Annotated in this window: 10 protein-coding genes; all 10 read left to right on the forward strand. The window is 57.0% G+C overall.

Annotation, left to right across the window (positions count from 1 at the left end; all coding sequences use genetic code 11):
* Positions 1-104: 104 nt before the first annotated feature.
* Positions 105-851: a colanic acid biosynthesis glycosyltransferase WcaE gene (wcaE, locus tag ENTMO_RS0113800; protein ID WP_010431935.1), complete on the forward strand. Its 747-nt coding sequence runs from the start codon at positions 105-107 to the stop codon at positions 849-851.
* A gap of 16 nt (positions 852-867) precedes the next feature.
* Complete coding sequence (gene wcaF / locus ENTMO_RS0113805) at positions 868-1,422, forward strand: colanic acid biosynthesis acetyltransferase WcaF (RefSeq protein WP_010431937.1); 555 nt, start codon at positions 868-870, stop codon at positions 1,420-1,422.
* 21 nt (positions 1,423-1,443) lie between these two features.
* Positions 1,444-2,565: a GDP-mannose 4,6-dehydratase gene (gmd, locus tag ENTMO_RS0113810; RefSeq protein WP_010431938.1), complete on the forward strand. Its 1,122-nt coding sequence runs from the start codon at positions 1,444-1,446 to the stop codon at positions 2,563-2,565.
* Positions 2,566-2,567: 2 nt separating this feature from the next.
* On the forward strand, positions 2,568-3,533 hold the full coding sequence (gene fcl, locus ENTMO_RS0113815; RefSeq protein WP_010431940.1) for a GDP-L-fucose synthase: 966 nt from the start codon (positions 2,568-2,570) through the stop codon (positions 3,531-3,533).
* Between the two features lie 2 nt (positions 3,534-3,535).
* Positions 3,536-4,015 (forward strand): GDP-mannose mannosyl hydrolase, encoded by a 480-nt coding sequence (locus ENTMO_RS0113820; RefSeq protein WP_010431942.1) that lies wholly within the window; start codon positions 3,536-3,538, stop codon positions 4,013-4,015.
* The gene (gene wcaI / locus ENTMO_RS0113825) at positions 4,012-5,235 is read left to right on the forward strand and encodes a colanic acid biosynthesis fucosyltransferase WcaI (protein ID WP_010431944.1); all 1,224 of its coding nucleotides are present in this window, start codon (positions 4,012-4,014) and stop codon (positions 5,233-5,235) included. The genes ENTMO_RS0113820 and wcaI overlap by 4 nt, the downstream gene beginning before the upstream one ends.
* Before the next feature lie 3 nt (positions 5,236-5,238).
* Positions 5,239-6,675, forward strand: coding sequence for a mannose-1-phosphate guanyltransferase (cpsB, locus tag ENTMO_RS0113830; protein ID WP_010431948.1), 1,437 nt, complete (start codon positions 5,239-5,241; stop codon positions 6,673-6,675).
* A gap of 110 nt (positions 6,676-6,785) precedes the next feature.
* Entirely contained in the window at positions 6,786-8,156 is a 1,371-nt protein-coding gene (gene cpsG / locus ENTMO_RS0113835; RefSeq protein WP_010431951.1) for a colanic acid biosynthesis phosphomannomutase CpsG, read from the forward strand.
* A 46-nt stretch (positions 8,157-8,202) separates the two neighbouring features.
* Positions 8,203-9,597: an undecaprenyl-phosphate glucose phosphotransferase gene (wcaJ, locus tag ENTMO_RS0113840; RefSeq protein WP_010431954.1), complete on the forward strand. Its 1,395-nt coding sequence runs from the start codon at positions 8,203-8,205 to the stop codon at positions 9,595-9,597.
* 1 nt (position 9,598) lies between these two features.
* The gene (wzxC, locus tag ENTMO_RS0113845; RefSeq protein WP_010431957.1) at positions 9,599-11,077 is read left to right on the forward strand and encodes a colanic acid undecaprenyl disphosphate flippase WzxC; all 1,479 of its coding nucleotides are present in this window, start codon (positions 9,599-9,601) and stop codon (positions 11,075-11,077) included.
* The last annotated feature ends 8 nt before the right edge of the window (positions 11,078-11,085 follow it).

Raw genomic sequence — 11,085 nt, forward strand, 5'->3', positions numbered from 1 at the left:
TAGCGAATCCTCAGGAGCGTACTTTAGTACGTGACTGGGGTGAGCGAGGAAGCCAACGCACAGGCAACTTGAAGTATGACGGGCATGACGAAATGAGGTGATTTATGTTTCTAAGCGTCATTACTGTCGCCTTTCGTAACTACGAAGGGGTGGTAAAAACCTGGCGCTCGCTGCGCAACCCGGCGCGCGATCCGAGCCTCACCTTTGAGTGGATCGTGGTTGATGGCGGTTCGAACGACGGTACGGCTGAGTTTCTGGAAAAACTCAACGGTGAGTTCAACTTACGTTACATCAGCGAGAAAGATAAAGGCATTTACGACGCGATGAATAAAGGCATCGCGATGGCGCAGGGGCGTTACGCCATCTTCCTGAATTCTGGCGATGTGTTCCATGACGACGTGGCCCTGTTTGCCCGTCAGCTCGCCCGCCAGAAAGAGGATGCCTTGTATATCGGCGATGCCCTGCTCGATTTTGGTGACGGAAATAAAGTGCTGCGCAGCGCCAAGCCGGGCTGGTATATCTACCACAGCCTGCCGGCAAGCCATCAGGCCATTTTCTTCCCGGTCGAGGGCCTGAAAAAACAGCCTTACGATTTGCAGTATAAAGTGTCTTCAGATTATGCACTGACTGCCAGCTTGTACAAATCAGGTTATCCATTCCGTCGAATTAAAGGGCTGGTATCTGAATTTTCCATGGGCGGTGTGTCAACTTCAAATAATCTGGAATTGTGCCAGGATGCAAAAAACGTGCAGCGTAAAATATTACGCGTGCCGGGGTTCTGGGCGGAATTGTCTTATTTTTTACGCCTGAAAACGACAGGTAAAGCGAAAGCCTTATATAACAAAGCCTGAAATATAAGGAAGCCTAATGCAGGAACTTAACGGATTCTCCGTGCCGAAAGGCTTTCGGGGCGGGAACGGTATTAAGGTGCAGTTGTGGTGGGCGGTTCAGGCGACATTATTTGCCTGGTCTCCGCAAATACTGTATCGCTGGCGAGCCTTTTTATTGCGTCTCTTTGGCGCAAAAATCGGAAAAAACGTAGTGATTCGCCCCTCGGTGAAAATTACCTATCCCTGGAAATTAACGCTTGGGGATTACGCCTGGGTAGGGGATGACGCGGTGTTATATACCCTGGGCGAGATTACGATTGGCGCAAATTCGGTGGTGTCGCAGAAGTGTTATTTGTGCACCGGCAGCCATGATTTTATGAGTCAGCATTTTGATATTACCGCTTCGCCAATTGTGATTGGTGAAAAATGCTGGCTGGCAACAGATGTCTTTGTTGCACCTGGTGTTTCTGTTGGCGATGGCACGGTAGTCGGTGCCCGCAGCAGCGTTTTTAAATCGCTACCGGCAAATACAATTTGCCGTGGCAACCCCGCAGTGGTGATACGCGAACGCGTTGAAACTGAAAAACTTTGATAAGTACAGAGGAATATAAACATGTCTAAAGTCGCTCTCATCACCGGCGTTACCGGACAAGATGGTTCTTACCTGGCAGAACTGCTGCTGGAAAAAGGGTATGAAGTACACGGTATTAAACGTCGTGCCTCTTCGTTCAACACCGAGCGTGTTGACCATATCTACCAGGATCCTCACTCCGCGAACCCGAAATTCCATCTGCATTACGGCGATCTGACCGATTCCTCAAACCTGACCCGCATCCTGCAGGAAGTGCAGCCGGATGAAGTGTACAACCTGGGCGCGATGAGCCACGTTGCGGTCTCCTTCGAATCCCCGGAATACACCGCCGACGTTGACGCCATGGGTACCCTGCGTCTGCTGGAAGCCATTCGCTTCCTGGGCCTCGAGAAGAAAACCCGTTTCTACCAGGCGTCCACCTCCGAGCTGTACGGCCTGGTGCAGGAAATTCCACAGAAAGAGACCACGCCGTTCTACCCGCGCTCTCCGTATGCGGTCGCTAAGCTGTACGCCTACTGGATCACCGTAAACTACCGTGAATCCTACGGCATGTACGCCTGTAACGGCATTCTGTTCAACCACGAATCCCCGCGTCGCGGCGAAACCTTCGTGACCCGTAAAATCACCCGCGCGATTGCCAACATCGCTCAGGGTCTGGAATCTTGCCTGCACCTCGGCAACATGGACTCCCTGCGTGACTGGGGCCATGCGAAAGACTACGTGAAAATGCAGTGGATGATGCTGCAGCAGGACAAACCAGAAGACTTCGTGATCGCGACAGGCGTGCAGTATTCCGTGCGTCAGTTCGTTGAAATGGCTGCCGCGCAGCTGGGCATCAAACTGCGCTTCGAAGGTACCGGCGTGGAAGAGAAGGGCATTGTGGTTTCCGTGACGGGTCACGACGCACCGGGCGTGAAGCCGGGCGACGTTATCGTTCAGGTTGACCCACGCTACTTCCGCCCTGCTGAAGTGGAAACCCTGCTGGGCGACCCAACCAAAGCGCATGAAACCCTGGGCTGGAAACCAGAGACCACTCTGCAGGAGATGGTTTCCGAGATGGTGGCCAAAGATCTTGAAGCAGCGAAAAAACACTCCCTGCTCAAGTCTCATGGCTACGAGGTTGCCATCGCGCTGGAGTCCTGAGAATGACAAAACAACGTATTTTTGTCGCCGGTCATCGCGGAATGGTGGGTTCCGCGATTGTTCGCCAGCTGGAACAGCGCGGTGACGCAGAGGTGATTGTCCGCACGCGCGACGAGCTGAATCTGCTCGACAGCAAAGCGGTGCAGGATTTCTTTGCCAACGAACGTATTGACCAGGTGTATCTGGCGGCGGCGAAAGTGGGCGGCATTGTTGCCAACAACACCTACCCGGCAGATTTCATCTACGAGAACATGATGATCGAGAGCAACATCATTCACGCGGCGCACCTGCACAACGTGAATAAGCTGCTGTTCCTCGGTTCATCCTGTATTTACCCGAAAATGGCGAAGCAGCCGATCGCCGAAAGCGAGCTGCTGCAGGGCACGCTGGAAGCGACCAACGAGCCGTACGCGATTGCCAAAATTGCCGGGATCAAGCTGTGTGAGTCCTACAACCGTCAGTACAACCGTGACTATCGCTCGGTGATGCCGACCAACCTGTACGGACCGCACGACAACTTCCACCCGAGCAATTCGCACGTGATCCCGGCGCTGCTGCGCCGCTTCCACGAGGCGACCGCCGAGAACGCGCCGGACGTGGTGGTGTGGGGGCGCGGTACGCCAATGCGTGAGTTCCTGCACGTGGACGACATGGCGGCGGCCAGTATTCACGTAATGGAGCTGGATCGCGAGGTGTGGCAGGAGAACACCGAGCCAATGCTGTCGCACATCAACGTCGGTACCGGCGTTGACTGCACCATCCGCGAGCTGGCGCAGACTATCGCGCAGGTGGTGGGCTACAAAGGCCGCGTGGTGTTTGACGCCACCAAGCCGGACGGCACGCCGCGCAAACTGCTGGACGTGACCCGCCTGCATCAGCTGGGCTGGTATCACGAGGTGTCACTGGAGCAGGGGCTGGCCAGCACCTACCAGTGGTTCCTGGAAAACCAGCACCGCTTCCGGGGGTAATGATGTTTTTAAGTCAGGAAGATTTTGCCACGGTAGTGCGTTCTACTCCGCTGATCTCAATCGATTTGATCGTGGAGAACGAACGCGGCGAGTTCTTGCTGGGGAAACGAACCAATCGTCCTGCACAGGGCTTTTGGTTCGTGCCCGGCGGGCGCGTGCAGAAGGATGAGACGCTCACCGATGCGTTTGAGCGTCTCACTCTGGCGGAGCTGGGCCTGCAGTTGCCGATGGCGGCTGGCCAGTTTTACGGGGTCTGGCAGCACTTCTATGACGATAACTTTTCAGGCACCGGGTTCTCCACGCACTACATCGTGCTGGGGTTCCGCCTGAAGGTGAATGAGGCAGTTCTGCATCTGCCTGATTCTCAGCATGACGACTACCGCTGGCAGACGCGAGAGGCGCTGCTGGCGAGCGATAACGTTCACGATAACAGTCGAGCGTACTTCCTCGCAGAACGTCAGGCCGAGGTGCCGGGTTTATGAAGATCCTTGTGTATGGCATTAACTATTCGCCGGAATTAACCGGCATCGGGAAATACACCGGCGAGATGGTCGAGTGGATGGCGAGCCAGGGACATGACGTGCGGGTCATTACCGCGCCGCCGTACTACCCGGAGTGGAAGGTGGGCGAGCGCTACTCAAGCTGGCGCTACCGCCGCGAAGAGGGCGCAGCGACCGTGTGGCGCTGCCCGCTCTACGTGCCAAAACAGCCTTCGACGCTGAAACGTTTAATTCATCTGGGCAGCTTTGCCCTGAGCAGTTTTTTCCCGCTGATGGCGCAGCGTCGCTGGAAGCCGGATCGCATTATCGGTGTGGTGCCGACGCTGTTTTGCACGCCAGGCATGCGCCTGCTGGGCAAACTTTCCGGCGCGCGCACCCTGCTGCACATTCAGGATTATGAAGTGGACGCCATGCTCGGCCTGGGAATGGCGGGCAAGGGCAAGGGCGGCAAGGTGGCGAAGCTCGCCAGCGCCTTTGAGCGCAGCGGGCTGCACAACGTGGATTACGTCTCGACCATCTCGCGCTCGATGATGAACAAGGCGCAGGAAAAGGGCGTCCCGGCGGAGAGAGTCATTTTCTTCCCGAACTGGTCCGAAGTGGCGCGTTTCCGCGATGTGACAGAGCAAGACGCTCATGCGCTCCGCGCGCAGCTCGGATTGCCTGAAGACCAAAAAATCATTCTTTACTCGGGCAACATCGGCGAAAAGCAGGGGCTGGAGAGCGTCATTGAAGCGGCGCAGCAGCTTAGCGAACATCCGTGGACGTTTGTGATTGTCGGGCAGGGCGGTGGAAAAGCGCGGCTGGAAAAAATGGCCCTCGAACGCGGCCTGACCAACGTGAAATTTTTCCCGCTCCAGTCTTACGAGGCGCTACCTGCCCTGCTGAAGATGGGCGACTGCCATCTGGTCGTGCAAAAGCGCGGCGCGGCGGATGCGGTGCTGCCGTCCAAGCTGACCAACATTCTGGCGGTGGGCGGCAACGCGGTGATTACGGCAGAAGCCGAAACAGAATTAGGCCAGCTGTGTAACAGCTATCCCGGCATTGCCGTTTGCGTGGAGCCAGAATCCGTTCCCGCGCTGGTAGCCGGTATTGAGCAGGCACTCGCCATGCCAAAAGAGAACACGGTGGCACGTGAATATGCCGAACGCACGCTCGAAAAAGAGAACGTGCTGAGCCAATTTATTGCAGATATACGGGGATAAATCATGAGTCAAACCACGTTGTATCCGGTTGTGATGGCAGGTGGCTCTGGTAGCCGGTTGTGGCCGCTGTCCCGCGTGCTCTATCCAAAACAGTTCCTCTGCCTGAAAGGGGACCTCACCATGCTGCAAACGACGGTCAACCGTCTGCACGGCGTGGAGTGTGAAAGTCCGGTCGTTATTTGTAACGAACAGCACCGTTTTATCGTTGCCGAGCAGCTGCGCCAGCTGAACAAACTCACAGAAAACATCATTCTGGAGCCTGCCGGTCGTAACACTGCCCCTGCGATCGCCCTGGCGGCGCTGGCGGCAAAACGCAGCAGCCCGAACTGCGACCCGCTGATGCTGGTACTGGCGGCTGACCACGTCATTCAGCAGGAAGAGGCGTTTCGCGACGCGGTCCGTGCGGCCATTCCTTACGCGGAAAGCGGCAAGCTGGTGACCTTCGGCATCGTGCCGGACCTGCCGGAAACCGGCTATGGCTACATCCGTCGCGGCAGCGTAACACCGGGCGAAGGCGACAGCGTGGCGTTTGACGTGGCGCAGTTCGTCGAGAAACCGAATCTGGAAACCGCGCAGGCCTACGTGGCCAGCGGGGAATATTACTGGAACAGCGGCATGTTCCTGTTCCGCGCCGGACGCTACCTGGAAGAGCTGGAAAAATACCGTCCGGACATCCTGAGCGCCTGCGCGAAAGCGATGGCGGTGGTCGATCCTGACCTCGACTTTATTCGAGTGGATGAGCAATCTTTCCTCGCCTGCCCGGAGGAGTCCATTGACTATGCGGTCATGGAGCGCACGGCGGATGCCGTCGTGGTTCCGATGGACGCGGGCTGGAGCGATGTGGGGTCCTGGTCATCCCTGTGGGAGATCAGCGCGCATACCCCGGAGGGTAACGTCCATCACGGTGATGTGATTAGCCACAAAACGGAAAACAGCTATGTTTATGCCGAATCCGGCCTGGTCACCACGGTTGGGGTGAAGGATCTGGTGGTCGTGCAGACCAAAGATGCGGTGCTGATTGCCGACCGTAACGCCGTGCAGGACGTTAAAAAAGTGGTTGAACAAATCAAGCCCGATGGTCGTCACGAGCCCCACATTCACCGCGAAGTCTACCGTCCGTGGGGCAAGTATGACTCCATCGACTCCGGCGACCGCTATCAGGTGAAGCGTATTACCGTGAAGCCGGGTGAAGGGCTGTCCGTACAGATGCACCACCATCGCGCCGAGCACTGGGTGGTGGTGGCGGGAACCGCAAAAGTCACCATCGACGGCGAAATCAAACTGCTGGGCGAAAACGAATCCATCTACATTCCGCTGGGGGCCACGCACTGTCTGGAGAACCCGGGGAAAATTCCGCTCGACTTAATTGAAGTGCGCTCCGGTTCGTATCTGGAGGAGGACGATATCGTTCGCTTCCAGGATCGTTACGGACGGGTGTAGCGCCTCTGCTTCCTGCCCGGTGGCGCTGCGCTAACCGGGCCTACGAATGAAAAAAAAGAATTTGGCCATTAATTGGTCAGGGCCAACTGTTGCCTGAAAAAGGGGTCATCATGGAAAAGTTAACCTGTTTTAAAGCCTACGATATTCGCGGCAAGCTGGGCGAAGAGCTGAATGAAGATATTGCGTGGCGCATTGGCCGCGCATACGGCGAATATTTAAAGCCACAAACTATCGTGCTGGGCGGCGACGTGCGCCTGACCAGCGAGTCCCTGAAGCTGGCTCTGGCGAAAGGGCTGCAGGATGCGGGCGTGGACGTGCTGGATATCGGCCTTTCCGGTACAGAAGAGATCTATTTTGCCACCTTCCACCTGGGCGTGGACGGCGGTATTGAAGTGACCGCCAGCCACAACCCGATGGACTACAACGGCATGAAGCTGGTGCGCAAGGGCGCGCGTCCGATCAGTGGCGATACCGGCCTGCGCGACGTGCAGCGTCTGGCCGAAGCCAACGACTTCCCGCCGGTGAACGACGCGAAGCGCGGCAGCTACAAGCAGATCAATTTGCAAAAAGAGTACATCGACCACCTGCTGGGCTACATCAACGTGGCAAACCTGAAGCCGCTGAAGCTGGTCATCAACTCCGGTAACGGCGCGGCCGGTCCGGTGGTGGATGCCCTGGAAGCCCGCTTTAAGGCGCTGAACGTGCCGGTCACCTTCATCAAAGTGCATAACACCCCGGACGGCAACTTCCCGAACGGTATTCCTAACCCGCTGCTGCCGGAGTGCCGCGACGACACCCGTAACGCGGTGATTGAGCACGGTGCCGATATGGGGATCGCCTTTGACGGTGACTTCGACCGCTGCTTCCTGTTCGACGAAAAAGGGCAGTTCATCGAGGGCTACTACATCGTCGGCCTGCTGGCGGAAGCCTTCCTCGAGAAAAACCCTGGGGCGAAGATCATTCACGATCCGCGCCTCTCCTGGAACACCGTCGATGTGGTGTCCGCGGCGGGCGGTACGCCGGTGATGTCCAAAACTGGGCACGCCTTTATCAAAGAGCGCATGCGTGAAGAAGACGCCATTTACGGCGGCGAGATGAGCGCTCACCACTACTTCCGTGATTTTGCCTACTGCGACAGCGGGATGATCCCGTGGCTGCTGGTGACCGAGCTGCTGTGCCTGAAAGGGCAGACCCTGGGCGAGCTGGTGCGTGATCGCATGGCGGCTTTCCCGGCGAGCGGTGAGATCAACAGCAAGCTGGCGCAGCCTGCCGACGCGATTGCCCGCGTGGAACAGCACTTTGCCATTCACGCGCTGGAAATTGACCGTACCGACGGCATCAGCATGGCGTTCCCGCAGTGGCGCTTCAACCTGCGCTCGTCCAATACCGAGCCGGTGGTGCGCCTGAACGTGGAATCCCGTGCCGACACGGCGCTGATGGAAGCACGAACGAAGGACATTCTGGCGCTGTTGAATCAGTAATATTTGCCCCTCCCGGTGGGAGGGGGAACCGAATACAGGAACAACGATGACGAATCTAAAAAAACGCGAACGAGCGAGAACGAATGCATCGTTAATCTCTATGGTGCAGCGTTTTTCTGATATCACCATCATGGTCGGCGGATTGTGGGCGGTGTGTCGGATTAGCGGGCAACCGTTCTTATATATGCATCTGCTGATGGCATTGATTGCGCTGGTCGTGTTTCAGATGATCGGCGGGATGACCGATTTTTCCCGCTCGTGGCGTGGGGTGAAAATCACCACCGAGCTGATGTTGTTGCTGCAAAACTGGACCTTAAGCCTGATTTTCAGCGCCGGGCTGGTGGCATTCAGCCATGATTTTGATAACCGCCTCGTGACCTATCTCTGCTGGTACCTGTTGACCAGCGTGGGCATGGTGGTGTGCCGTTCGCTGATCCGCTTCGGTGCGGGCTGGCTGCGCAATCGGGGTTACAACAGACGCTATGTGGCCGTAGCAGGGGATTTGCCCGTCGGCCAGGTGCTGCTCGACAGCTTCCGCAAAGAGCCTTGGTTAGGTTTTGAAGTAGTGGGGATCTACCACGACGCGAAGCCGGGCGGCGTCCCGTCTGAGTGGGCTGGCAACTACGAGCAGCTTATCGACGACGCGAAAGCAGGGAAGATCCACAACGTCTATATCGCCATGCAGATGAAAGACGAATCCCGCATTAAGAAACTGATGCGCGAGCTGGCGGATACCACCTGTTCGGTGATCCTGATCCCGGATGTCTTTACCTTCAACATCCTCCATTCTCGCATTGAAGAAGTGAACGGCGTGCCGGTAGTGCCGCTGTACGATACGCCGCTGTCCGGTATTAACCGCGTGCTCAAGCGCGTGGAAGATATTGTTCTCTCTTCGCTGATCCTGCTGCTGATTTCGCCTGTACTGTGCTGCATCGCGCTGGCGGTGAAAATCAGTTCACCCGGGCCGATTATCTTCCGCCAGACGCGCTACGGCATGGACGGCAAGCCGATCATGGCGTGGAAATTCCGCTCTATGAAGGTGATGGAAAACGACAAGGTGGTGACCCAGGCGACGCAGAACGATCCGCGCGTGACCCGCGTGGGGAACTTCCTGCGCCGGACCTCGCTGGACGAGCTGCCGCAGTTCATTAACGTCTTCACCGGCGGCATGTCGATTGTTGGCCCGCGTCCTCACGCGGTAGCCCATAACGAGCAGTACCGTTCACTGATTGAAGGCTACATGCTGCGCCATAAGGTGAAGCCAGGCATCACCGGCTGGGCGCAGATCAACGGCTGGCGCGGCGAGACCGACACGCTGGAAAAAATGGAAAAACGTATTGAGTTCGATCTGGAGTACATCCGTGAGTGGAGCCTCTGGTTCGATATCAAGATTGTTTTTCTGACTATCTTCAAAGGTTTCGTGAACAAAGCGGCGTACTAAGATGAGCTTACGTGAAAAAACCATCAGCGGCGCCAAGTGGTCGGCCATGGCCACCATCGTCATCATCGGCCTTGGGCTGGTGCAGATGACGGTGCTGGCGCGCATCATCGATAACCACCAGTTCGGTCTGCTGACCGTCTCGCTGGTGATTATCGCGCTGGCCGATACGCTGTCTGACTTCGGGATCGCCAACTCGATTATCCAGCGCAAAGAGATCAGTCATCTGGAGCTGACCACGCTCTACTGGCTTAACGTTGGGCTGGGGATCTTCGTGTTCGTACTGGTGTTCCTGCTGAGCGACACCATCGCCCGCGTGCTGCACAACCCGGATCTGGCTCCGCTGATGCGTACGCTGTCGTTTGCTTTTGTGGTGATCCCACACGGGCAGCAGTTCCGCGCGCTGATGCAAAAAGAGCTGGAGTTCAACAAGATCGGCATGATTGAAACAAGTGCCGTGCTGGCGGGCTTTACCTTCACCGTGGTGAGCGCCCATTTCTGGCCGCTGGCGATGACCGCCATCCTCGGTTACCTGGTTAACTCTGCCGTGCGTACGCTGCTGTTCGGCTACTTTGGCCGCAAGATTTACCGTCCGGGGCTGCATTTCTCTCTCGCTTCCGTCTCGTCCAACCTGCGCTTTGGCGCGTGGCTGACGGCGGACAGCATTATCAACTACGTTAATACCAACCTCTCGACGCTGGTGCTGGCGCGCATTCTGGGCGCGAGCGTGGCGGGGGGCTACAACCTGGCCTACAACGTCGCGGTCGTACCGCCGATGAAGCTGAACCCGATTATCACCCGCGTGCTGTTCCCGGCGTTTGCCAAGATTCAGGACGACACCGAAAAGCTGCGCGTTAACTTCTACAAGCTGCTTTCCGTAGTGGGGATTATTAACTTCCCGGTGCTGCTGGGGCTGATGGTGGTCTCCAGCAACTTCGTGCCGCTGGTGTTTGGTGAGAAGTGGAACGGCATCATCCCGATCCTGCAGCTGCTGTGTGTGGTAGGGCTACTGCGATCCGTGGGAAATCCGATTGGTTCCCTGCTGATGGCAAAAGCGCGCGTGGATATCAGCTTTAAGTTCAACGTGTTTAAAACCTTCCTGTTTATTCCGGCAATCATCGTGGGTGGACACATGGCGGGCGCTATCGGCGTTACGCTCGGGTTCCTGCTGGTACAAATTATCAACACCGTGCTGAGCTACTTCGTGATGATCAAGCCAGTGCTGGGCTCCAGCTACCGTCAGTACATCCTGAGCCTGTGGCTGCCGTTTTATCTCTCCTTACCGACGCTTGCGGTCAGCTATGGCCTGGGCGTGGTGCTCAGCGGTCATCTGCCGCTGGCGGCGCTGCTGGCGGTGCAGGTCGCCGCGGGTGCGCTGGCGTTCGGCGTGATGATTGTGCTGTCGCGCAACGCGCTGGTGGTTGAGATGAAGCGCCAGTTTTGCCGTAACGAAAAAATGAAAACGCTGCTTCGCGCAGGCTAATTTTAAGA

It is taken from the genome of Enterobacter mori LMG 25706 (genome assembly GCF_000211415.1).
Classification (GTDB): Bacteria; Pseudomonadota; Gammaproteobacteria; order Enterobacterales; family Enterobacteriaceae; genus Enterobacter; species Enterobacter mori.

Coding starts and splice junctions, on each gene's coding strand:
- wcaE (WP_010431935.1), top strand. CDS start 105: ATGTTTCTAAGCGTCATTACTGTCGCCTTTCGTAACTACGAAGGGGTG.
- wcaF (WP_010431937.1), top strand. CDS start 868: ATGCAGGAACTTAACGGATTCTCCGTGCCGAAAGGCTTTCGGGGCGGG.
- gmd (WP_010431938.1), top strand. CDS start 1,444: ATGTCTAAAGTCGCTCTCATCACCGGCGTTACCGGACAAGATGGTTCT.
- fcl (WP_010431940.1), top strand. CDS start 2,568: ATGACAAAACAACGTATTTTTGTCGCCGGTCATCGCGGAATGGTGGGT.
- ENTMO_RS0113820 (WP_010431942.1), top strand. CDS start 3,536: ATGTTTTTAAGTCAGGAAGATTTTGCCACGGTAGTGCGTTCTACTCCG.
- wcaI (WP_010431944.1), top strand. CDS start 4,012: ATGAAGATCCTTGTGTATGGCATTAACTATTCGCCGGAATTAACCGGC.
- cpsB (WP_010431948.1), top strand. CDS start 5,239: ATGAGTCAAACCACGTTGTATCCGGTTGTGATGGCAGGTGGCTCTGGT.
- cpsG (WP_010431951.1), top strand. CDS start 6,786: ATGGAAAAGTTAACCTGTTTTAAAGCCTACGATATTCGCGGCAAGCTG.
- wcaJ (WP_010431954.1), top strand. CDS start 8,203: ATGACGAATCTAAAAAAACGCGAACGAGCGAGAACGAATGCATCGTTA.
- wzxC (WP_010431957.1), top strand. CDS start 9,599: ATGAGCTTACGTGAAAAAACCATCAGCGGCGCCAAGTGGTCGGCCATG.